Raw genomic sequence first — 21,904 nt, 5'->3', positions numbered from 1 at the left:
GGGAATCCATAGTGGCGGACCGTGGTGACGATCACAACGGCTTGCCACTATGGATTCCCGCCTTCGCGGGAATGACGTAGATGGGGGCGACGAAAAGCATCGGCGCCAAACGCGAAAAAGGGCGCCGGTGGTTTCCCACCGGCGCCCTTTTCAAGCCTAACCTCAGTCGCGAATTACGCGGCCTGGGGGAGTGCTGCCTTCGCCTGTGCGACGATCGCGCTGAAGGCTGCGCCCTCGTGCATGGCGATGTCGGCCAGGACCTTCCGGTCGAGTTCGATACCCGCCAGCTTCACGCCGTGCATGAACTGCGAATAGGTCAGACCCTCGGCGCGGACGCCGGCGTTGATGCGCTGGATCCACAGGCCACGGAAGGTGCGCTTCTTAACCTTGCGGTCACGATATGCGTACTGTCCGGCCTTTTCGACGGCCTGACGGGCGATGCGGATGGTGTTCTTGCGACGGCCATAATAGCCCTTCGCCTGAACCAAAATACGCTTGTGCTTGGCGCGGGTGGTCACACCCCGTTTTACGCGTGCCATTGTCTAATTCCTTCTCAGCTCAACGCAGGCCGTAAGGCGCCCAGGCCTTCACTGCTGCGGTATCGGCCTTGGACAGCAGCTTGGTGCCGCGGTTCTGACGGATGTACTTGCCGTTGTGATGCGCCAGACGGTGACGCTTGCCGGCGACGCCGTGCTTGAGCAGGCCGGTGGCGGTGAGCTTGAAGCGCTTCTTGACGCCGCTCTTGGTCTTCAGCTTGGGCATTTTTATCCTTTCGGTTACGAAGGGAAACGCTGAAATCGCCGCGGCAGCCCACACTGGCCGGGCGATTCGTCGAACGCGCATCCCTTCGAGGAAGCGGGGCCGATACCCGCATCGGTCCGAAATCTCAAGTCGCATTCCCGCGTTAATGCGGCATCCGACCATAGTGGAACCGCTACGCCCGCCGTGCGATAGGCTTATCATGGACGCCAGCCCGACGCAGCCGATCGACGCCCCCCCGCCCGCCGCGGCGCAGAAGAGGCGCAAACGGCGGATCCTGCGCAACATTCTGATCGGGATCGTCGCGGTGATCGCCGCGATCTGGCTGGTACTCTACATCACCAAGGGTCGCTTCCTGAAGCATCCGTTCGAGCGGATCGTCGGGTCGATGACCCACCGGACGGTGACGGTCGGCGGCGATTTTCAGCTCTATTTCGCGCCATTCCGAATCAAATTCTATGCCGAGCGCTTCACGCTCTCCAACCCCGACTGGGCGAGCCGGCCCAACCTGTTCCAGGCGGACAAGCTCGACACGCGGATCGCGCCGCTGTCGCTGATCTTCGGCAAGCGGCGGCTCTACTGGCTCGATCTGGTCAATGGCGCGGTCGATCTCGAGTGGAATGCCGCGCATACCGCCAACAGCTGGACGTTCAGCGACAAGAAGGGCGGCGAGCCGCTCGAATTCCCGCGGATCGACGTGGCGACGGTGACGGGGACGAGCGTGCGCTATCTCGACCCGCGGATGCGCGTGCTCGCCAATCTCGATGTCGCCGACATCCGCTCGGTCGATGCGACGATCGGCCGCGCGGTCGGCCTCAAGGGCACCGGCCAGCTGCGCGAGACGCCGTTCACGGTGACCGCGCAGCTGCTGTCGCCCGACGCGACCGCCAATCGGGGACAGAACAAGCTGGTCGCGCGGATGCGCGCGGCGGGCAACGTGATCGACGTCGCCGGCACGCTGCCGAGCATCGCGGACGTCGAGAACGTGCCGCTCGCGGTGACCGCGCGCGGCGCCAATTTGTCGACCCTACTCGGCGTGATCGACGTCGCGATCCCGAACACACGCACCTATCGGCTGCGCGGGCAGCTCGTGAAACAGGGCGAGGAATATCATTTCACGCGGATCACCGGCGTGGCGGGGAAGACCGATCTGGCGGGCAAGCTGACGATCACCAATGGCGAACGCATCCACCTCGATTCGGTGCTGGCGACCAAGAGCCTCGACATCGTCGATGCCGCGCCGTTCATCGGCTACAATCCCGACATCGTCGAAAGCCGCGGCGCGGTGGCGGCTGCCGCCGCGACCGGCGCGGGCGCGCAACGCCTGTTGCCCGATGGGAATTTCCCGGTCGAGACGATGCAGATCTTCGATGCCGACCTGAAATGGACGATCGGCGTGGTCCGGTCGAAGAACATCCCGATCTCGAACGTCGACCTGACGCTCGGCCTCGAGCGCGGGCGGCTGGCGCTGTCGCCGCTGACGTTTGCGATGGCGCGCGGCAATGTCGCCTCTGACGCGGTCTTCGACACGCGGTCGCGGCCGAGCGCGGTGGCCTACGACATTCGCCTCGCGCCGACGCCGATGGGGCGGTTGCTCAAGGGCTATGGGCTTGCCGAGGCGGGGACGACCGGGACGATCAAGGGGCGGATCAAGCTCGACGGGCGCGGTGATTCGATCCATGATTCGCTGGCGTCGTCACGCGGCCGGATCGCGTTCGTGATGCCGTCGGGCGCACTGTCGGTGCGCAACGTCCAGCTCGCCGAGCTCGACATCGGCACGTTCGCGCAGCGCATGTTCCAAGGCAAGCTCGACGAGCCGGTCCAGGTCAATTGCGGCCTGATCGGCTTCACCGTGCGCGGCGGCGTGGCGGCGGCGGACCCGATCCTGATCGACACGAAGAAGAACGTGATCGTCGGGCGCGGCGGGTTCAGCTTCCGCAACGAGGCGGTCGACCTCGCCTTCCGTGCCGATTCGAAGAAGTTCAGCCTGTTTGCGGGCCAGTCGCCGGTTGGGTTTGGCGGTGTGTTCGCGGCACCGAAGATGAGCGTGGTCTCGAAGGACCTGCTCGCCCGCGTCGGCACCGGGCTGGGCCTCGCGCTGGTGGCGACGCCGGTCGCGGGTGTGCTCGCGTTCGTCGATGTCGGCGATGCGAAGGCCACCGCCTGCGGCCCGGTGTTGGCCGGCGCGACAGCCAAGGCGCAGCGGACGACCAAGGGCGAGACGCGCGACGATGTCGGCCGCGGGACGACCGCCAAGGGCGAAGACGGCAAGGCGTCCGAGGCGGAGAAGAAAGGGCAGAAGAAGAAGTTTCTCGGGATCTTCTAAAGCGGCGGCCATTCTGCGAGTTCGTTTAAGCTTACCACACCCATCCCGTCACCCCGGCGAAAGCCGGGGCCCATGGTTTCGGCCAGCGCGGTTAGCGACCGTGCCGTGTCCATGGGTCCCGGCTTTCGCCGGGATGACGGATATGGGACTGGGTGCGAGGCGTAACGCCCGCCTTCCCGCCAAGACGGTCTCAGTGGTCGTGACCGCCATGGTCATGCGCATCACCCGTGATCCGGTGCATCGCCTCGAGCACGTCGTCCAGCCGCGCCGGATCGCCGATCGCGAGCACATGGCCTTCGCTCGCCGCGGTCAGCGGGTCGCCGTTCCAGTCGCACATCATCCCGCCGGCGCCTTCGACGACCGGGACCAGCGCAGCGAAATCGTAGAGCTGGAGACCCGATTCGCAGACGACGTCGAGATGCCCGCTCGCGAGCAGCCCGTAATTATAGCAGTCGCCGCCATAGACCGGCCCCTGGCGCGGATTGCCGCCCGAGATCGCCGCGACGAGCGCTAGGTAATGCGGGACGTCAGCCTCGCCGAACAGATGCGGGCTGGTCGTCGCGATCGTCGATCCCGCCAGCTCGCGACAGACCCGGGTGCGCACCGGCACGCCGTTCAGCGTCGTCGAACGCCCCGCGACGCCGACCCAGCGTTCGCGCTGGACCGGCTGGTCGATGATCCCGAGCACCGGCCAGCCATCCTCGACCAGCGCGATCAGCGTGCCGAAGATCGCGCGGCCGACGGTGAAGCTGCGCGTGCCGTCGATCGGGTCGAGCACCCATTTGCGGTTGGTGACGCCGGTCTTCTCGCCAAACTCCTCGCCGACGATACCGTCGCCCGAGCGTTCGGCGTCGAGCAGCCGGCGCATCGCCGATTCGGCCTCGCGGTCGGCGCGGGTGACGGGGGACTGGTCGTCCTTGATCTCGACGCCGTGCTCGTGGCGGAAATAGGGTCGGATGACGTGGCCCGCGGCATCCGCGAGGCGGTGCGCGAGGTCGATATCGGCTTGGGTCACTGGCATCTGCCCTGCCTATCGATACGGTACGGCGCGAGCAATGGACGGATGCCGCGAGCGGGCGTACGTCACTGCGATCATACCGGAGTATAGCCCCATGCGCCTTGTCCCGACTCTCGCCGCCCTCCTCCTCGCCACCCCCGCAGTCGCGGCGCTCGCGCCCGGTGCGAAGGCGCCCGACTTCACCACGCGCGGCGCGATCGCCGGCAAGGTGTTCACGGTCCACCTCGCCGAACAGCTGAAGAAGGGCCCCGTCGTGCTCTACTTCTTCCCCGCGGCCTATACCGGCGGCTGCAATGCCGAGGCGCATGCCTTTGCCGAGGCAGTCCCCGCGTTCAAGAAGGCCGGCGCGACGGTGATCGGCATGTCGGCGGACAACGTCGAGACGCTGAGCAAATTCTCGGCGGAGAAATGCGCGGGCAAGTTCGCGGTCGCAAGTGCAGGGCCGAAGGTCGTCGCGGGCTATGACGTCGCGCTCGGCAAGCAAGTGATGGGACGCAATGTCACGAAGCGCACCAGTTACGTGATCGGCCGCGACGGCCGGGTCGCCTTTGTTCACGACGACATGAACCCGGCCGAGCATGTCAGTTCGACGCTGGCCGCAGTTGAGACGCTTAACCGCCGATAGATCCGCAAATCGTCACGCGTTGCTAACCTTTGTCGTTCTATTCCGGGGGCGAAACGGGGGCAAATGACATGCGGGACGCGCAGGGCGCACAACAGGTGGGCACGGAGGACCTGTTCGACCAGATCGGCCGATTCCTCCGTAAGCACCGGTTGCGTCCGGATCCGTCGCATTATGCGTTCGCGCATGCCGTGCTGTCGGCACCCGACGGCCCGCTCGCGGCGCAGGTTGCGCAATTGACCGAGGGCGGCGTCCGGTTGCTGCGCAGGGATATCGAGGCGCTTGGCGGACAGGTCACCGAGCCCTCTGCGGTGGTCGATCACGACGGCCCGTGCGATCCCGCGCAACGCGAAGGGCAGGCGGACCGGCTGGTCGCCGAGACGCAGGAGTATGTCGACGGGTTCGCGACGATCATGCACAGCATCCACGCCGAGACCCGCGGCTTCGGCCATGACCTGGCGGAAAGCGCGGCGGCGATCACGACCTCGCCGGGACTGGCCGAGATCGACGAGATCACGCGGATCACCACCGCGATGATCGGCCGGATCCGCGAGTCGGAGGTGCGGCTGGCCAAGGCGAAGCACGAGACCGACGTCCTGCGTGCCAAGCTGATCGAGGCGCGCGACAGCGCACGGCGCGATACTCTGACCGGCCTGCCCAACCGCCGCGCGTTCGACGAGGCGTTCGGCGCCCGTGACGCGGACAAGGGCCCCTATTGCCTGGCGGTATGCGACGTCGACCGGTTCAAGCGAGTCAACGACGCGTTCGGCCACGGCGTCGGCGACCGGGTGCTGACCGCGATCGGCCAGATGATCGCGGCGGGGTGCGAGGGGCATCTCGTCGTGCGGCACGGCGGCGAGGAGTTTGCGGTGCTGTTGTGCGGCGTCAGCCTGAGCGACGCCGCGCGCCTGCTCGATTCGGTCCGCGCGATCGTCGCCGCCAAACGCTTCCGCAATCGCGAGACCGATTCGCCGCTTGGCCAGATCACCTTTTCGGCAGGCGTCACCGCGATCCATGCGGACGAAGCCGCCGAGAGCGCGTTCGCCCGTGCCGACCGGCTCCTCTACACAGCCAAGGGCGACGGGCGCGACCGGATCTGCGCCGCCTGATCCCCGCGGCGGTCCGCGGCACCGATCCTTGGCGCCGTTCACCGGATTCGTGTGGCGCAAAATCCCAACTGCTGCGGAGCTGCTGCGAAAAACCGCGCTGATTCAGCCGGATACGGAACTGGCACGGGGTGTGCAAAGCAGGGGATATCGGCAGCCGGATGGTCCGGACGCCGCCATCACCGAAGGGAAGCCACCATGTCCTCGATCCATTTCGAATCCGCCAAGCGCATCCTCCTCTCGTTCGCGGGGGCGCTGGTCTTCGCCGGCATCGCGATCAGCGCAGCGACGCCGATCATCCCGATCGCGTGATCCGGCCTGACTGCGGAGAATGCATCATGCTTCGTCACCTCCATCGCGGCCAATCCCGGCCCTACCGCCTGCGGGAGAGCGGCCTGCTCGTCGGCATCGTCGCCTTCTCGACCACCGTCCTGCTGATCGCGACCCACGCCGCAGCATTCGCCTGACCGGCAGCGCGCCGGATCCCTGCCCGCCACGCGCGGGTCGCGGTCAGGCCGGCATGGCCGATGAAGCGGGGCCGACGGGCGCGGCCTCCTCGCGCGAATAGGTCCCGATCAGCAACCCCGCCGCGAGCACATGTCCCGACATCGCCTCGACCAGCGCGGTGCGGCCCGGCGACACGCCCGGATCGCCCAGCGCCGCATCGAGCGCGAAAAGCTGGAAGGCGTAACGATGTTCGCCATGCCCGGTCGGCGGATCGGGCGGCAGCCAGCCTTCGCGCAGATAGGAATTGCGCCCGACATCGCCATCGGGCGTCCCTGCGCCGTCGGCTGTGATCGCACCTTCGGCCAGTCGCAGTCGATCGGCGGCAATATGCCAGACAATCGCGTGGACCAGTGGTTGCGGCGTCGGCGCATCCGCATCCTCGACGATCAGCGCGAGCGCGGCGGTGCCCGCAGGCGGCGCGCTCCAGAGCAGCGGCGGCGACACCCCGTCACCATCGGCGGTGAACCGCGGCGGCAACCGCCCTTCATGCGCGAAGGCGGGGCTGGTCAGGTCGAGCGTCGCGAACCCCGTGCCGGCCTGCGCGCCCGACCCGAGACCGGACCGGGCGATCACCAACGCGTCGGCACCAGCGCGCAATCCTTTAAGTGCGTGGCCGAGCCAGGCAGGCATGTGTTCAAGCATCGTTTCCACCCTCCGAAGGACAGGCGCCGGGGCGCAGGACCGGTGCGCCATCGGCATACCAGCGGCTCTGATCGCGCATCGTACCGGCATCGTGATAACAGGCCTGCGCTGTCCCACCCGCCGGATCGATCGCGACCATCCAGTTGTGATCGCCGCAGTTATGCGCCTCGCACCCCCAGGAGGCGATGCGCCGGCCCCGTTGGAAGATCGGCGTCTGCGGTCCCGAGCGTCCGCGGATCAGCGACCGCAGCCGGGCATCGTCGACCACCGCGAGCAACCCGCCGGCCACCTCGGTGCGATCGAAGAAATCGACGCCATCGACCGCGTCATGCGGATATTTGCCGACATAGGCGGTGAGCGGCGTGGTCTGCGCCTGCCCCGCCACGGGGGTCGGCGTCCGCGTGGCAGGCGGCGTGAAGTTGGCGACCGCAGCGGTCTGCTGGGGATCGTCGCCCGCACTGCAGCCTGACACGGCCATGGCAAGCATTACCATCCCCGCACGCAGCGACAGGGTGATCGGCGCAGCCCCGGATCCGATATGCATCGCAGCCCCCTCATGCTCTTTTCATCCCAACGCGCCGACCGGGCCGAGGTTGCCCGCGATGCCCGCACTGCCGGGGCGATTCGACGGTCCGAATCTACGGGTATGCGCGAGCGCAAGCGTGTATCGTCGCCGTCCCGGGGCGCTCCGCCCCGCCGGAAGGGCAGCATCATGGCCAAGAGCCAGAAGAAATCGAACAAGGAAGTCCGCAAGCCCAAGGCCGAGAAGGAGCCCAAGGCGAACGCCTCGAACCCGACGACCAAGGGCAAGCCCGTCGAGATGACGACGCTCAAGTGATCCGGCACGAAACAGGACGATGACGATGGCGGACGACGATTACGTCTATGACGAGGCCAGCGGCGAATGGGTCGCCGCCGACGCCGCATCCACGACCCGCGCGGCGGACGACGACACGGTCGTGGTCCGCGACTCGGTCGGCAACGTGCTGGCGGACGGCGACCAGGTGACGCTGATCAAGGACCTGACCGTCAAGGGCGCGGGCCAGACGCTCAAGCGCGGCACGCTGATCAAGGCGATCCGGCTGACCGGTGACGCGCAGGAGATCGATTGCCGCTACGACGGGATCAAGGGTCTGGTCCTGCGCGCGGAGTTCGTTCGCAAGCGGTAACGGACGCCCCCCCTGGTCCTCCCCCTGCCGGGGGAGGAGTTCGGGGTGTGGCGGATCAGACGTCCGCGGGGAGGTAGATCTCGCTGCCCTTCTCGCGGAACCTCTCGCTCATCTCCGCCATGCCCTTTTCCGCGTCGGCATGCGCACCCTTGGCGAAGATCGCGCGGTTGGCGTCGGTATGATCGACATCGGCCGCTAGGAACGTGTCGGCCGGGCCATTCTGTTTCGCGGCAAAGTCGCGCACCTCCTGCGTGATCTTCATCGAACAGAATTTGGGGCCGCACATCGAGCAGAAATGCGCGGTCTTGGCGCCTTCCGCGGGGAGCGTCTGGTCGTGATATTGCTCGGCCGTATCGGGATCGAGACTCAGGTTGAACTGATCGCGCCAGCGGAATTCGAAGCGCGCGCGGCTCAACGCATCGTCGCGCATCTGCGCGGCAGGGTGACCCTTGGCGAGGTCGGCAGCGTGTGCGGCGAGCTTGTAGGTGACGACACCGACCTTCACGTCGTCGCGGTCGGGAAGGCCGAGATGCTCCTTAGGCGTCACGTAGCAAAGCATCGCGGTGCCGTACCAGCCGATCTGCGCCGCGCCGATGCCGCTGGTGATATGATCGTAGCCGGGCGCGATGTCGGTGGTGAGCGGCCCGAGCGTGTAGAAGGGCGCCTCGCCGCAGACCTCGAGCTGCTTTTCCATGTTTTCCTTGATCTTGTGCATCGGCACATGGCCGGGGCCCTCGATCATCACCTGGACGTCGCTCTGCCATGCGCGGTGGGTGAGTTCGCCGAGCGTGTAGAGCTCGCTGAACTGCGCCTCGTCGTTCGCGTCGGCGATGCTGCCGGGGCGCAGCCCGTCGCCGAGCGAATAGGCGATGTCATACGCCTTCATGATCTCGGTGATCTCGTCGAAGCGCTCGTAGAGGAAGCTCTCCTTGTGGTGGCTGAGGCACCATTTCGCCATGATCGAGCCGCCGCGCGAGACGATGCCGGTGACCCGCTTGGCGGTCATCGGGATATAGGCGAGGCGAACGCCGGCGTGGATTGTGAAGTAATCCACGCCCTGCTCCGCCTGTTCGATCAGCGTGTCGCGGAAGATTTCCCAGGTCAGCTCCTCGGCAATGCCGCCGACCTTCTCGAGTGCCTGGTAGATCGGCACGGTGCCGATCGGCACGGGGCTGTTGCGCAGGATCCATTCGCGCGTGTCGTGGATGTTGCGGCCGGTGCTGAGGTCCATCACCGTGTCGGCGCCCCAGCGGATCGACCAGACGAGCTTGTCGACCTCGGCGGCGACGTTCGACGCAACCGCGGAGTTGCCGATATTGGCGTTGATCTTGACCAGGAAGTTGCGGCCGATCGCCATCGGCTCGGATTCGGGGTGGTTGACGTTGTTGGGGATGATCGCGCGGCCGCGCGCGACCTCGTCGCGGACGAATTCGGGGGTGACGAAGTCGGGGATCGACGCACCGAAGCTTTCGCCGTCGCGCTTATACTCTTTCAGCATCGCGCGGCCGAGATTCTCGCGGGTCGCGACATATTCCATCTCGGGGGTGATGATGCCGCGGCGGGCATAGTGCATCTGGCTGACATTGGCGCCAGCCCTGGCGCGCAACGGGCGCTTGATGCTGCCGGGGAATTGCGGGACGCCGCCCGAGCGGTCGGGGCCGAGCTGGCCATTGTCCTCGGGCCGGATCTCACGCGCGTCGTAACTTTCGACGTCGCCGCGCGCCTCGATCCACTGGCGGCGGAGTTGCGGCAGGCCGGCGTTGATGTCGATCGTTGCCCTGGGGTCGGTGTACGGACCGCTGGTGTCGTAGACGCGCAAGGGCGGCTCGGAGCAGCTGGGGTCGAGCACGATCTCGCGCATCGCGACGCGGACGTCGGGGCTGGAGGGCACCGCGACATGGATCTTGCGCGAGCCGCGGATCGGGCCGGTGGTGACGCCGATGTCGGCGGTCGGGATGCGAGGATCGTAATCGGCCATGCGCTTGCTCCTAAAGGTTTCGGAGCAAGGCATGCGGTTCTGTGGCGACCGCTCCCTCCCTCCGCCGGTATCAACCGGATCAGGTTCAGCGGGTCGAAGGCTCCTGCCTTCCTCTCAAGCGCGGATCGGCGCTCCCCCGGGGTAGGGCGAGCATAGGCGCAACGGACGGGGGCGCAAACGGAAAAACCCCGCACGGCCGGGCCGCACGGGGTTTCGGATCGATCGGCGGGTTGCGATCAGAAGGTGTAGGTCAGGCCCACCGCGCCGAGCCACTGGTCGGCATCGCCGACGTCCGCGACGATCGGGCTGTCCTTGTACTTGCCGAGCATGCGGCCGTAGAGCACCCCTGCGCCGACGCCGAAGCCGCGGCGCAGATCGCCCGACAGGCTCTGCAAAGCAAACGCGGAGACGTTGACCCGGCGGAAGCCGCTGTCGTTGATGTCATAGGTGCGCAGACCGCTGTTGATCGTGCCGATCGGCGTGACCGCGGCATAGGTCCGGCCAAAGCCCTTGCCTGCATAATCCGCCGACAGGCCGAAGGCGACCAGGGTGCGGACCGACAGCGGCGTGGTGTAGTTGACCTGCGGGGTGATGACATAGCTGTCGTGCGTGCCCGACACGTCGTGGATATAGGCGACACGCGCGGTCAGCGTGTCGTAATCGCTGGTGATGACGCCGGTCTTGCCGATGCCGACGAAGCCGCCGACTTCATAGGCCGTGTCGATCTTGCCGAGCGCGCGGACCTGCCGGTTGTCGACCCGGCCCGTGCGATCGGTGCGGACGGCGGCGATAACGCCGACTTCGTAGTTGATCCCGACCGACCCGGTATTGGGGATCAGGTTCACGTAGAGCTGCGTACCGCGCGTGAAGAAGTCATGCCCGCGGATCGTGCCGATCGCGACCGCGCCGGGGGTGAAGCTGTTGCTGTCCGCACCCTCGTAATCGGGAAGCGACGCGACGCCCAGACCGAGCGTGATCCGGTTGTTGTCGGCGGGATCGGTGATTGGCGGGGTCGGATTGGGATCCGTCTGCGCAAGTGCCGGCGTGGCGAGGGCGACGGCCGCAGTTGCGGCAGTCAGAACGAGTGAGAATGCGCGCAAGGACGGGCTCCGGACAAAAAGGTTCCACCGCGCAACGCGGGGCAACCCCATTCGGTCCGTTGCAATCCGTCAGAAGATGTAACGCATCCTGACCTGTTGCATTTCAGCATCACCGGCGAGCATGAACCGTGCCGCGGAAAAGCGCGGCGGTCCGAAGCGTACCGCCGCGTTGTTCGAGAAACCATAGCCCTCGCGCGGGATGCCCGCGATCGTGTCGAGCTTGGAGTTGCTGTTCTCGTCATGGATGATCGCCAGCGCATAGCCGCGCTGCGGCAGGCCCGAAAAGCTCGTCGTCCGGACCGCGGCGGGCAGGGTCCGGGTCAGTGCCTTGGCATCGTCGACACAGGCAGGGAAATTGTCGGGGTCGGCGGTCAGGCAGATACGGATCAAGCCCTTGGCTGAGCGAAGATTGTCGACCTCGACGTCAAGCCGCGTGACCGGGCTCGCCGCCGCCAGAACGGCCCAGAGCGCCGCCGCGGCCAGCACGCGCGGCAGCCTTGGCATGCGATCTGCCTGCATCGCCGTGCTCCCGGTCGGTGCCGCAGAGCCGATCCCAGAACCGGAAAGTGAGCTCATAATTGCACCTGTATCGTTCATAATGTGGCTGATGGTGGCTGGCCGTGATCAGCCATGTCCCCAATGCTCCCCTCCACATGAACCGGGGAAAAACCTCCCGGCCCATCGGATTGGCCCCCTCCATAACGGTCATGACCGTCAGAGCCAAACCGAGCGCACCGCCAGGGTCGGAATCGCCACGACCCGTAGCGGAATTATCACAGCAACGGCAGCGCCTAGATTGGAGCGAACGCCTTTGCAGCACACGCGGTCGGCGGGCGCACCCGGTAAAACGTCAATCGCAGACAAGGAGATGACGAGCGTGATCGTCATGCCGCGCTCACAAGCATCTGCGCGTGCCGGGTGATGGCCGCTCGTACACCGCGCGATCGGGAAGATGACCGCGAGCGCATCCCGCAGAAGGTCGTTGTCGCCGGATCGCGACTTTCATAGCATCCTCCGCACGACATAATCGGGGACCACAATAGTGATTTTGCTCGCAATACTGCTGCAATCGGCCCAGCCCGTGCCGACCGCCGCTCCGCGACAATTGCCTCCGCTTCACGGTGGGCCTGCAGAAATGACCTGCCCGGTGGGCGGCGAGACGTTCTCGGCATGGCAGCCCGCGATGTTCAGCACCTATGGCGAGCGCCCCGACGGCAAGCCGTACAGCTATTTGCCCTTTCCGTTTCCGCTTCCTGAATGCCCGAGCAACAAGTTGGTCGTTTTCGACAAGGTCTCGACCCAGGACGCGGAAAACCTCGCGCGGCTGATCGGCACCGCCGATTATAAACGGCTGATCGGCTCGGAGACGACCTATTACCGGGCCTATTGGCTCGCCGGAAAGCTGGGCCGGCCGGAGGTTCTGCGTCTCGGACTTTTGCTGTCGGCCATCTGGCAGGTGACGCCCGATCCGAGGTCCCAAATCAGCACCGACGCGCAGAATAGCCAGTTCCAGCGATATCAGACATTGTTCATCCGTGGCGTTCGGGCATTGGGCCCTGCAACGCCCGTAGCGGACCGGCTATGGCTGGAGGCACGGGCCGCGAACGCTGCCCGGCAGATGGGTCGGTTCGACGAGGCAGCGAGGCTGATCGATACGGCCGATCGATCGCTCACGCTCGTTACCGACAAGCGCGGGTGGGATACCTATCTTGCCAAATTGCGCGCCGTCATCGCGCGCAAGGATGCTGGCGTCGAACCGCTCGACATGATCCCGGAGCAAGAGGTCGCCTTCACCTGCCTGCGCCGGCCGCCATCGACCAGCTTCGACAAAGCCACGTGCACGAGCCCGGCGGTCGTCGCACGGATGGCGACGCTCAACGCCAAGCCGAAATAGCCGCCTCGAACCCAGGTCAGGCGCGCCGGTCGAGGATCAGGATCGGCGCGTCACGATAGCGGCCCTCGATGCGCAGGCGGTAGCCGAGGCGCTCGGCGAGGCGGAGCGAGGGCGCGTTGCTTGGGTCGATGATGCAGGTCGTGGCGGCGATGCGCGGGTCGGCCCAGGCCAGGACCGCCGCCATCGCCTCCGACGCATAACCCTGTCCCTGCGCGTCGCCGGTCAGCGTCCAGCCCATTTCGGGGCCGACCGCACCGGGACCGTCGATCGGCGGCAGGATCGCGCGCCGCGCTTCGATCAGACCCATCTCGCCGATCAGCCGGCCGGTCGCAGTCTCGCGCACGATCCAGCTGCCATAGCCGAACGCGGTCCACTGCCCGATCGAGCGGAGCAACCGGATCCACACCTCCTCGCGACTGCGCGGCGAGCCGCCGATCATCGCATAGACGCGGGCGTCGGCCCACATCGCGGCGCAATGGTCGAGATCGGCAGGGACATGGCCGGTCAGCGTCAGGCGCGGCGTGGCCAGCGTCGGCGCCTGGGGGTGGCGGGGGTCGGGATCGCCGGCGTGCGGTGCTGGCGAAGCGTCGGTCGGGTGTGAGGGGGGCATGGCGGCTCCGGATCTGGCATGGACATAGTGGCGGAGATGGCGGCGGCGCGCCATGCCCGACCTGACGTCCCCCGTCCCTTCGCGTCCGTCACGTGGTGGCCGCGGAAGGCGATGACGTGCGGGGGATCGCCCCGGTGGCGGAAGAGGCCGCCGGGCCGGCAATGCAGGTTGTCTTCGCGTGCGATTGGGCGGGAAAGGCTGTTTTCGCAGGCGCCGGTTTGCGCTAGTCGGAGCCATGGCATCGACGATCTCCTGCGACGTCGCGATCGTTGGCGCGGGCCTGGCCGGCGGGATGATCGCGCTGGCGCTCAAAGCGAAGCATCCGGCGCTCGACGTGCGGCTGGTCGATGCCGCCCCGACGGTCGGCGGCAACCACCTCTGGTCGTTCTTCGACAGCGACGTCGCGGCGGCGGACCGCTGGATCGTCGCGCCGCTCGTGGTGCATGGCTGGCAGGGCTATGACGTGCGCTTTCCAGGGCATGCGCGAACCATCGACGCGCGTTACAATTCGATCGAGAGCGTCCAGCTCGACCGCGAGGTACGCCGCGTCCTGCCGCCGCACGCGCTGATGCTCGACCGCAAGGTCAGCGGCGCGAGCGCGACCGCGGTGGTGCTGAGCGACGGCGACCGGATCGAAGCGACCGGGGTGATCGACGCGCGCGGGCCGGGCGACCTCACGCTGCTCGATCTGGCGTGGCAGAAATTCCTCGGACGCGAGCTGCTGCTCGACGCGATGCACAAGGCGCCGCGGCCGATGGTGATGGATGCAGGCGTCGAACAGCTCGACGGCTATCGCTTCGTCTATTGCCTGCCGTTCAAGGCGCGGCGGATGTTCGTCGAGGACACCTATTACAGCGACACGCCAGATCTCGATCTGCCCGTGCTGCGCGACCGGATCGATGCCTATGTCGCCGAGCGCGGCTGGTCGGTGAAGCGGATCGAACGCGAGGAATCGGGCGTGCTGCCGGTGGCGATGGGCGGCGATTTCGAGGCCTATTGGCGTTCGACCGGGGCGCGTGTCGCCAAGGCGGGGATGCGCGCGGGGATGTTCCACCCGACCACCGGCTATTCGCTGCCCGATGCGGTGCGGACCGCGTCGATGATCGCGGCGCTGGGGGATTTCTCGGGCGCGCGGCTGCACGACGCGACCTATGCGATGGCGCAGGCGACGTGGAAGAGCCGCGGTTTCTACCGGATGCTCGACACGATGCTGTTCCGCGCGGCGGAGCCCGAGGAACGCTACCGGATCCTCGAGCGCTTCTATCGCCTCTCCCCTTCGCTGATAGGCCGTTTCTATGCCGGACGTTCGACCATGACCGACAAGGCGCGGATCCTGACCGGCAAGCCCCCCGTCCCCATCGTGCGCGCCGTCCGCGCCATCGCAGGCAGTATGAGATCATGAAGACAGCTATCGTCATCGGCGCAGGGTTTGGCGGGCTGGCGCTCGCGATCCGGCTGCAATCCGCAGGCGTCCAGACGACCATCGTCGAGAGCCGCGACAAGCCGGGCGGGCGTGGCTATTACTGGGAGCGCGACGGCTTCACCTTCGATGCCGGCCCGACCGTCATCACCGATCCCGACTGCCTGCGCGAACTATGGGCGCTGAGCGGGCACGACATGAGCGCGGACGTGACGCTCGACCCGGTGCTGCCCTTCTACCGGCTGAACTGGGCGGACGGGACGAACTTCGATTATACCAACGACGATACGCAAATGCGGGCGGAGATCGAGAAGCTGCATCCGGGCGACTGGGCGGGCTATGAGAAGTTCCTCGCCTATTCCGCCGGCGTGTTTCACGAAGGCTATGAGAAGCTCGGCCATGTCGCGTTTCTCGACTTCGGATCGATGATCAAGGCGGCGCCGGCACTGGCGAAATACCAGGCCTGGCGCTCGGTCTATTCGATCGTGTCGAGCTTCGTGAAGTCCGAGAAGCTGCGCGAGGCGCTCTCGTTCCACACGCTGCTGGTCGGCGGCAATCCGATGACGACCAGCGCGATCTATGCGCTGATCCACAAGCTGGAGCGCGACGGCGGCGTCTGGTTCGCGCGCGGCGGCACCAACCGGCTGGTCGCGGCGCTGGTGACCCAGTTCGAGCGGCTGGGCGGCGTGCTGCGGCTCGACGACCCGGTTACCTCGATCGAGACGCTGGGCGACCGCGCGACCGGGGTCACGACGGCGAGCGGCTGGTCGGGCCAGGCGGATGCGGTGGCGGCGAACAGCGACATCATGCACACCTATCGCGACCTGCTGGCGACGTCGCGCAGCGGACAGCGGACCAAGGCGTCGCTCGAGCGCAAGAAGTACAGCCCGTCGCTGTTCGTCGTGCATTTCGGCATCAAGGGCACGTGGCCCGGCATTCCGCACCACATGATCCTGTTCGGGCCGCGCTATAAGGGGCTGCTGTCGGACATTTACGATCACGGCGTGCTGGCGGAAGATTTCTCGCTCTATCTCCATCATCCGACCGTCACCGACCCCAGCCTGGCGCCGGAGGGGCATTCGACCTTCTACGCGCTCGCGCCGGTGCCGCATCTCGGCAAGTTCCCGGTCGACTGGGACGAGATCGGCCCGATCCTGGAAAAGCGGATCCTCGACGAGATCGGCCGGCGGCTGATCCCCGACATCCACGACCGGATCGTGACCAAGTTCAGCTATGCGCCGAAGGATTTCGCGCAGGATCTGAACGCGCATCTGGGCTCGGCCTTCTCGCTCGAACCCGTACTGACGCAGAGCGCCTATTTCCGCGTGCACAACCGCGACGATCATATCCCGAATCTGTACTTCGTCGGCGCGGGGACTCACCCGGGGGCGGGGATTCCGGGCGTCGTCGGGAGTGCCAAGGCGACGGCGCGCCTGATGCTTGAGGGCGAGCAGTAAGGGTTTGTTCGCGCGGAGGCGCGGAGGACGCGGAGGTGATGCGCGTGTCGCGAAGCGACCGTGTCTCCAACGGATGGCGGAGCGGGCGTGAAGACAGCGCAAGCGCTGTCCGGACTGCAACACCTCCGCGTTCTCCGCGTCTCCGCGCGAATCCATTCTTTTCTTGCGGCACCACGCGCGCTTCCCCTAGCGAGGCCACATGAAAAGACTTGCTGTGTATTGCGGGTCGGCGACGCCGGCTGATCCCCTGTATATCGAAGGCGCACGCGCGCTGGGACGGACCTTTGCCGAGCGCGGAATCGGCCTCGTCTATGGCGGTGGCCGCACCGGCCTGATGGGCGCGATCGCCGACGGTGCGCTCGAGGGGGGCGGCGAGGTGATCGGTGTGATCCCGCAGGCGCTGGTCGATGCGGAGGTTGCGCACCGGGGGCTGACCGAACTCCACGTCGTGCAGGGCATGCACCAGCGCAAGCAGATGTTCACCGACCTGTCGGACGGGTTCGTGACGATTCCCGGTGGTACGGGCACGATGGACGAGCTGTGGGAGGCGCTGAGCTGGGCGCAGCTCGGCTATCATGCGGATCCCGTCGGGCTGCTCAACACCGCGGGCTATTACGACCATCTGATCGCGTTCTGGGACAAGATGGGCGAGGTCGGCTTCCTGCGACCGCAGCACCGTGATCTGCTGATCGTCGCGGATACGCTCGACCTGCTGCTCGACCGGATGGCGGAGCATGTGCCGACACAGCCGATCGTCCGGATGAACGCGTCGGATCTGTGACCGCCTTGAGGCCGCACACTATCCTGCTCCACCCCGGCGAAGGCCGGGGCCCAATTGGGGGACATCAGTTGGTGAGCATTGCGCGTCGTTACTCCGGCCTTTCCGATTGGGCCCCGGCCTTCGCCGGGGTGGTGGCAATAACGATGGTCGGGGTGGCGTCATGACCACCCCCACCCGCGAAGCGATCGTCGCGACGGCGAAGGAATCGATCGCGCGCGGATCGAAGAGTTTCGCGGCCGCCAGCCTGTTGTTCGACAAGCCGACGCGCGAGCGTGCGTGGCTGCTCTACGCCTGGTGCCGGCGGTGCGACGACATCGCCGACGGGCAGGATCACGGGCACGGCATGACCGTGGTCGACGATGCCCCGGCGCGGCTCGTCACGCTGTCGGCGATGACCGAGCAGGCGCTGGCGGGCGAGGTCGTCGGCGAACCCGCATTCGACGCGCTGCGGATCGTCGCGGCCGAGACGCGGATGCCCAAGCGGTTCGCGCGCGATCTGGTCGAGGGCTTCGCGCTCGATGCGCGCGAGTGGCGACCGCGCTCCGAAAACGACCTGTACAAATATTGCTACCATGTCGCGGGCGTCGTCGGCTGCATGATGGCGATCGCGATGGGCGTCGATCCCGACGACGAGGACACACTCGACCGCGCCTGTGACCTGGGAATGGCGTTCCAGCTCGCCAACATCATGCGTGATGTCGAGGAGGATGACCGGGTCGGGCGCTGCTACCTGCCCGAGGACTGGCTGGTCGAGATGGACTTTCCGCCCGGCCAGCACATGAAGCCGCCATTCCGCGCGCGCCTCGCGGTGCTCACGAAACGGATGGCGGACCGCGCGGCGGCGTTCGAGGCGAGCGCACGGGAGGGCACGCCCGCGCTGTCGTTCCGGTCGGCCTGGGCCGTGCTGTCAGCGGCCGGCATCTATGGCGCGATCGGGCGGGCGGTCGCGGCGCGTGGCGAGCATGCCTGGGATCACCGCGTTACGACGTCGGGGGCGCAGAAGCTGGGATTTATCGCGAGAGCCGCCCGGGAAGCAGCGGCGCGGGAGCGGCTGTATCCGCGTACGCCGCGCGATCCGAGGCTGTGGACACGGCCGCGGTAGCTTCGTCTTTCACGCCTCACCCCTCATACGTTCGCCCTGAGCGAAGTCGAAGGGCCTCCGTTCGGGGTCTGTGCTTCGATTTCGCTCAGCACGAACGGGGAAGAGGCGAACTCGAACCCGCGTGAACCGGCATATCAGCCCCTGGTTTTGGCCTTGCCTGTCACGGCGATCTGCGCGCCCGCGGTGCGGCAGTTGGCGCCGATCATCGGATAGGGAACGTCGGTGTTCTGCGCGAGCTGATCGGGAAGCGCCGCGCGGCACTGTGCCATGGTTTCATAGCGCGCCGGCACGACCCGCGCCTCGGTGCAGTTCACATTGCCGTCACTGCAACCCATGATGGCCATGACGTAGAACAGCGGTTCCATTTCATTCTCCAGCGGATCGCTATGCCCGGCGTTGGACACGGTATGAAAAGCGACGAAGTGGCAGGATTGTTCCGCCAACCGCTTTCACCGGGGCTTGACCACGCCTACATCACCACCAGCAATGCCCCCTGATACCTACACCTCCACCCGCGCGGACCAGCCGTTGCTGCCGACGCTCCGCCGCTTTCTGCCATTCCTGTGGCCGGCGGGGCAGCCGAAGCTGAAGGTGCGGATCGTCGTCGCGATGCTGCTCGTGATCGCGTCGAAGCTGGTGCAGGTGTTCGGCGCTGCGTTCACGCTTAAATATGCGGTCGATGCGATGGCGGGGAACGACCGCGGCGCGCTGACGCTCGTCGTGCTGCTGGTGGTCGGCTATGCGGCGTCGCGGTTCGGGACGACGCTGTTCGACAATCTGCGCAACGCGGTGTTCGAGCGTGTCGGACAGGACGCGTCGCGGCGTCTGGCCGCGCAGGTGTTTCGCCATCTTCATGCGCTGAGCCTCGATTTTCATCTGTCGCGCCGAACGGGCGCAGTGACGAAGGTCGTCGAACGCGGGACTAAGAGCATCGACACGATGCTGTATTTCCTGCTGTTCAACATCGCGCCGACGCTGTTCGAACTCGTGCTCGTGCTAGGCCTGTTCTGGACCAAGTTCGGCTGGCCGCTGGTCGTCGCGACGGTCGTGATGGTGGTCGGCTATATCGCGTTCACGCGGATGGTCACCGACTGGCGCAACGCGCTGCGCGCACGCATGAACGACCTCGATACCGGTGCGGTCGCGCATGCGGTGGATTCGCTGCTGAACTTCGAGACGGTCAAGTATTTCGGCGCGGAGGAGCGCGAGGCGAAACGCTATGACAGCGCGATCACCGCCTATTTCGAAGCCGCGGTGAAAAGCGAGAATTCGCTCGCATGGCTGAACCTCGGCCAGGCGCTGATCACCAATCTGATGCTCGCGGGCGGCATGGGCTTCGTCGTGTGGCGGTGGAGCCGGGGCGAAGCGTCGGCGGGCGACGTGGTCTTCGTCTCGACGCTGCTGGCGCAGCTGTTCCGACCGCTCGACCTGCTCGGCATGGTGTATCGCACGATCCGCCAGGGCGCGCTCGACATGGCGGCGATGTTCGACCTGATCGACACGCCCGCTTCCGTCGTCGACGTGGTCGACGCGCCCATATTGGCGGTGAGCGCGGGTCATGTCCGGTTCGAGAATGTCTCGTTCGGTTATGATGCGGGCCGACCGATCCTGCGCGATCTCGAGCTCGACGTGCCCGCGGGATCGACGCTCGCGGTGGTCGGGCCGTCGGGCGCGGGCAAGTCGACGCTCGCCCGGCTGCTCTACCGCTTCTACGACCTGACGGGCGGGCGGATCACCGTCGACGGGCAGGACATTGCGCAGGTCCGCCAGGCATCGCTGCGCGCGGCGATCGGGATCGTTCCGCAGGACACGGTGCTGTTCAACGATACGATCGGCTACAATATCGCCTATGGCCGCGAGGGCGCGGAGATGCCCGAGGTCGAGACGGCGGCGAAGGGCGCGGCGATCGCAGGGTTCATCGAACGCCAGCCGCTGGGCTATGCGACGCGCGTCGGCGAGCGTGGTCTGAAGCTGTCGGGCGGCGAGAAGCAGCGCGTGGCGATCGCACGCACGCTGCTGAAGAACCCGCCGATCCTGATCCTCGACGAGGCAACGTCGGCGCTCGACAGCCGCACCGAGGCGGAGATCCTCGACACGCTCGAAGCGATCGAGCGCGGCCGCACGACGATCGTGATCGCGCATCGGCTGTCGACCGTGGTGCATGCGGACCAGATCGTCGTGCTGGAGGCGGGGCGGATCGTCGAGAAGGGCACGCATGCCGAGTTGCTGCGGCGCGAAGGTGTGTATGCGGAGATGTGGAACCGCCAAGCGCAGGAGCGTGCTGGGCATGATGACGGGGCGCTGGCGGCCGAGTAGCGACGCATCCGTTCTTGCTGCACGCGACAAGGCCTACCCTGCCCGGTGCGTCCGCCGCCAGTAGAAGAACGAGTAAAGGATTGGCGTCGCGACCATCACGAGCAGCAGCGCGATGACGAACGACGTGCGCGTTTCGCCCTGCATCGGCAGCAGCCCGACGAGGATCAACCCGAACCCCGCCCCCATCATGATACGGCCGCCATAACGATGCGTGGCGATCCAGTTATCAGGATCCATGATCGCCCAGGGCGTGCGGATGCCGACGAAGAATCCCGGGCGCGACTTCGGCAGGACGTTGCCGAGCGCCACGAACAGCACCCCGATCCCGACCAGCATCGTCGTCGCGGGCAGCGTGATGCCAAAGGCCGGCGCGGCGACCATCGCCTCGACCAGTATCAGGATTCCGAGCAGCCCGGCCCAGGCCGTGCGGTAGAGCGGAGCGGATTGTTCGAGCTTGTCCTGCATCGGTTCGAGCGAGGGCAGCGCCGCCATCACCAGCGAGACCACGACCGTCAGCGCGACAGGCATGAACAGAGCAGTTTCTGCATCGGCGAACCGGTCGGGCAGCTCATCAGGGCCCCAATGCGTCGGCAGTTGCGTCCCCGCCGGCAACCGCCCGAGCGCGAGCGCGGCGACGATCGCGAGCCCAGCCGCAGTCACTGCAGAGGCTATGATGAGGTTTCGGTAGCGCATGTCTCGTCCCCCTTATCGTTATCCGCGGCACCGACGCGAAGCCGCCCCATGAAGCCCATCACCACCTCCTCCATCACCGACAGATCGAGCGTGTAGACGATCGACGTGCCGCGGCTTTCGGCCTGGATCAGGCCGGCGGCTTTCAGCTTGGCGAAGTGATTGGACATGGTCGGTTTCGACACCGCGAACGCGTCGGCCAGCGCCCCTGCGGTCATCGCGCCGCCCTTCAGCAGCTCGAGGATGCGGCGGCGGGTCGGGTGTGCAAGGGCGTCGAAGACCGAGTCCATGCGCTTTGTTTATTCGTAAAGTCGCTAATTAGCAAGATGGCTAAACTTTAGCGATGGCTCGACGGGGTTTGCGCCTCCCCGGCGCAGGCCGGGGTCCAGTTGGGTAGCGTTGCTCAT

General features: G+C 66.6%; 25 protein-coding genes and 1 riboswitch. Of the genes, 12 read left to right on the top strand and 13 right to left on the bottom strand.

The window, feature by feature from the left end; translation table 11 throughout:
• Positions 1-173: 173 nt before the first annotated feature.
• Both rplT and rpmI read right to left on the bottom strand, forming a co-directional pair.
• On the bottom strand, positions 174-539 hold the full coding sequence (gene rplT, locus ASE89_RS01495; protein WP_031395288.1) for a 50S ribosomal protein L20: 366 nt from the start codon (positions 537-539) through the stop codon (positions 174-176).
• 19 nt (positions 540-558) lie between these two features.
• Entirely contained in the window at positions 559-762 is a 204-nt protein-coding gene (gene rpmI / locus ASE89_RS01490) for a 50S ribosomal protein L35 (RefSeq protein ID WP_031395289.1), read from the bottom strand.
• Between the two features lie 199 nt (positions 763-961).
• Between rpmI and ASE89_RS01485 the strand changes: the two genes are divergently transcribed.
• Complete coding sequence (locus ASE89_RS01485; RefSeq protein WP_056673395.1) at positions 962-3,085, top strand: AsmA family protein; 2,124 nt, start codon at positions 962-964, stop codon at positions 3,083-3,085.
• A gap of 190 nt (positions 3,086-3,275) precedes the next feature.
• On the opposite strand, the gene ASE89_RS01480 is transcribed toward ASE89_RS01485, so the two are convergent.
• A complete protein-coding gene (locus tag ASE89_RS01480; RefSeq protein WP_056673391.1) occupies positions 3,276-4,106 on the bottom strand; it encodes an inositol monophosphatase family protein in 831 nt (276 codons plus the stop codon).
• 91 nt (positions 4,107-4,197) lie between these two features.
• Between ASE89_RS01480 and ASE89_RS01475 the strand changes: the two genes are divergently transcribed.
• The 3 genes from ASE89_RS01475 (at position 4,198) to ASE89_RS21415 (ending at position 6,298) form a co-directional block, all read left to right on the top strand.
• Positions 4,198-4,728 carry a peroxiredoxin gene (locus tag ASE89_RS01475; protein WP_056673387.1) on the top strand — a complete coding sequence of 177 codons (531 nt, stop codon included), beginning with the start codon at positions 4,198-4,200 and terminating at the stop codon, positions 4,726-4,728.
• 68 nt (positions 4,729-4,796) lie between these two features.
• Entirely contained in the window at positions 4,797-5,834 is a 1,038-nt protein-coding gene (locus ASE89_RS01470; protein ID WP_056673385.1) for a GGDEF domain-containing protein, read from the top strand.
• A gap of 335 nt (positions 5,835-6,169) precedes the next feature.
• Positions 6,170-6,298 carry a hypothetical protein gene (locus ASE89_RS21415; RefSeq protein ID WP_269082936.1) on the top strand — a complete coding sequence of 43 codons (129 nt, stop codon included), beginning with the start codon at positions 6,170-6,172 and terminating at the stop codon, positions 6,296-6,298.
• Between the two features lie 43 nt (positions 6,299-6,341).
• On the opposite strand, the gene ASE89_RS01465 is transcribed toward ASE89_RS21415, so the two are convergent.
• Both ASE89_RS01465 and ASE89_RS01460 read right to left on the bottom strand, forming a co-directional pair.
• Positions 6,342-6,980, bottom strand: a complete 639-nt coding sequence (locus ASE89_RS01465) for a YbhB/YbcL family Raf kinase inhibitor-like protein (RefSeq protein WP_056673382.1) — start codon at positions 6,978-6,980, stop codon at positions 6,342-6,344.
• Positions 6,973-7,524: a hypothetical protein gene (locus tag ASE89_RS01460; RefSeq protein ID WP_056673377.1), complete on the bottom strand. Its 552-nt coding sequence runs from the start codon at positions 7,522-7,524 to the stop codon at positions 6,973-6,975. Before ASE89_RS01460 ends, ASE89_RS01465 begins: the two co-directional genes overlap by 8 nt.
• 168 nt (positions 7,525-7,692) lie before the next feature.
• Between ASE89_RS01460 and ASE89_RS21410 the strand changes: the two genes are divergently transcribed.
• Positions 7,693-7,818 carry a hypothetical protein gene (locus ASE89_RS21410; RefSeq protein WP_260171387.1) on the top strand — a complete coding sequence of 42 codons (126 nt, stop codon included), beginning with the start codon at positions 7,693-7,695 and terminating at the stop codon, positions 7,816-7,818.
• Positions 7,819-7,843: 25 nt separating this feature from the next.
• Positions 7,844-8,149, top strand: a complete 306-nt coding sequence (locus tag ASE89_RS01455) for an alkylphosphonate utilization protein (RefSeq protein ID WP_056675124.1) — start codon at positions 7,844-7,846, stop codon at positions 8,147-8,149.
• Positions 8,150-8,204: 55 nt separating this feature from the next.
• Here ASE89_RS01455 and thiC read toward each other — a convergent pair whose 3' ends face one another.
• From thiC to ASE89_RS21495, 4 genes are all read right to left on the bottom strand, one after another.
• The gene (thiC, locus tag ASE89_RS01450) at positions 8,205-10,127 is read right to left on the bottom strand and encodes a phosphomethylpyrimidine synthase ThiC (protein ID WP_056673374.1); all 1,923 of its coding nucleotides are present in this window, start codon (positions 10,125-10,127) and stop codon (positions 8,205-8,207) included.
• 39 nt (positions 10,128-10,166) lie between these two features.
• A riboswitch (TPP riboswitch) is annotated at positions 10,167-10,274 on the bottom strand.
• Between the two features lie 89 nt (positions 10,275-10,363).
• Positions 10,364-11,227 carry a MipA/OmpV family protein gene (locus ASE89_RS01445; protein ID WP_236701581.1) on the bottom strand — a complete coding sequence of 288 codons (864 nt, stop codon included), beginning with the start codon at positions 11,225-11,227 and terminating at the stop codon, positions 10,364-10,366.
• Positions 11,228-11,296: 69 nt separating this feature from the next.
• Positions 11,297-11,746 (bottom strand): DUF2141 domain-containing protein, encoded by a 450-nt coding sequence (locus ASE89_RS01440; protein ID WP_236701580.1) that lies wholly within the window; start codon positions 11,744-11,746, stop codon positions 11,297-11,299.
• Positions 11,747-11,941: 195 nt separating this feature from the next.
• Complete coding sequence (locus tag ASE89_RS21495; RefSeq protein WP_330219034.1) at positions 11,942-12,115, bottom strand: hypothetical protein; 174 nt, start codon at positions 12,113-12,115, stop codon at positions 11,942-11,944.
• 247 nt (positions 12,116-12,362) lie between these two features.
• Between ASE89_RS21495 and ASE89_RS01435 the strand changes: the two genes are divergently transcribed.
• The gene (locus ASE89_RS01435) at positions 12,363-13,121 is read left to right on the top strand and encodes a hypothetical protein (RefSeq protein ID WP_056673371.1); all 759 of its coding nucleotides are present in this window, start codon (positions 12,363-12,365) and stop codon (positions 13,119-13,121) included.
• Between the two features lie 16 nt (positions 13,122-13,137).
• Here the strand turns inward: ASE89_RS01435 and ASE89_RS01430 are convergent, their stop codons facing one another.
• Positions 13,138-13,731, bottom strand: coding sequence for a GNAT family N-acetyltransferase (locus ASE89_RS01430; protein ID WP_082451180.1), 594 nt, complete (start codon positions 13,729-13,731; stop codon positions 13,138-13,140).
• A 235-nt stretch (positions 13,732-13,966) separates the two neighbouring features.
• On the opposite strand from ASE89_RS01430, the gene crtY reads away from it, so the two are divergent.
• The 4 genes from crtY (at position 13,967) to ASE89_RS01410 (ending at position 18,491) form a co-directional block, all read left to right on the top strand.
• The gene (gene crtY, locus ASE89_RS01425) at positions 13,967-15,133 is read left to right on the top strand and encodes a lycopene beta-cyclase CrtY (protein ID WP_031394043.1); all 1,167 of its coding nucleotides are present in this window, start codon (positions 13,967-13,969) and stop codon (positions 15,131-15,133) included.
• Entirely contained in the window at positions 15,130-16,608 is a 1,479-nt protein-coding gene (locus ASE89_RS01420) for a phytoene desaturase (protein ID WP_031394044.1), read from the top strand. The genes crtY and ASE89_RS01420 overlap by 4 nt, the downstream gene beginning before the upstream one ends.
• Positions 16,609-16,807: 199 nt before the next feature.
• Positions 16,808-17,389: a TIGR00730 family Rossman fold protein gene (locus ASE89_RS01415; RefSeq protein WP_031394045.1), complete on the top strand. Its 582-nt coding sequence runs from the start codon at positions 16,808-16,810 to the stop codon at positions 17,387-17,389.
• A 160-nt stretch (positions 17,390-17,549) separates the two neighbouring features.
• A complete protein-coding gene (locus tag ASE89_RS01410; protein ID WP_056673368.1) occupies positions 17,550-18,491 on the top strand; it encodes a phytoene/squalene synthase family protein in 942 nt (313 codons plus the stop codon).
• A 134-nt stretch (positions 18,492-18,625) separates the two neighbouring features.
• Here the strand turns inward: ASE89_RS01410 and ASE89_RS01405 are convergent, their stop codons facing one another.
• Positions 18,626-18,856: a hypothetical protein gene (locus tag ASE89_RS01405; protein WP_056673365.1), complete on the bottom strand. Its 231-nt coding sequence runs from the start codon at positions 18,854-18,856 to the stop codon at positions 18,626-18,628.
• Positions 18,857-18,977: 121 nt separating this feature from the next.
• Here ASE89_RS01405 and ASE89_RS01400 point away from each other — a divergent pair, with 121 nt between their 5' ends.
• Entirely contained in the window at positions 18,978-20,807 is a 1,830-nt protein-coding gene (locus tag ASE89_RS01400) for an ABCB family ABC transporter ATP-binding protein/permease (RefSeq protein WP_056673363.1), read from the top strand.
• Between the two features lie 33 nt (positions 20,808-20,840).
• Here the strand turns inward: ASE89_RS01400 and ASE89_RS01395 are convergent, their stop codons facing one another.
• Together ASE89_RS01395 and ASE89_RS01390 are read right to left on the bottom strand one after the other, a co-directional pair.
• Positions 20,841-21,500 (bottom strand): SdpI family protein, encoded by a 660-nt coding sequence (locus ASE89_RS01395; RefSeq protein WP_082451179.1) that lies wholly within the window; start codon positions 21,498-21,500, stop codon positions 20,841-20,843.
• Positions 21,476-21,787, bottom strand: coding sequence for a metalloregulator ArsR/SmtB family transcription factor (locus tag ASE89_RS01390; RefSeq protein ID WP_056673357.1), 312 nt, complete (start codon positions 21,785-21,787; stop codon positions 21,476-21,478). Before ASE89_RS01390 ends, ASE89_RS01395 begins: the two co-directional genes overlap by 25 nt.
• Positions 21,788-21,904 lie beyond the last annotated feature (117 nt).

It is taken from the genome of Sphingomonas sp. Leaf30 (assembly GCF_001422525.1).
GTDB lineage: Bacteria > Pseudomonadota > Alphaproteobacteria > Sphingomonadales > Sphingomonadaceae > Sphingomonas > Sphingomonas aerolata.
Note: the sequence above shows the minus strand (reverse complement) of the source record. Positions and strands in the feature narration are given on the sequence as shown.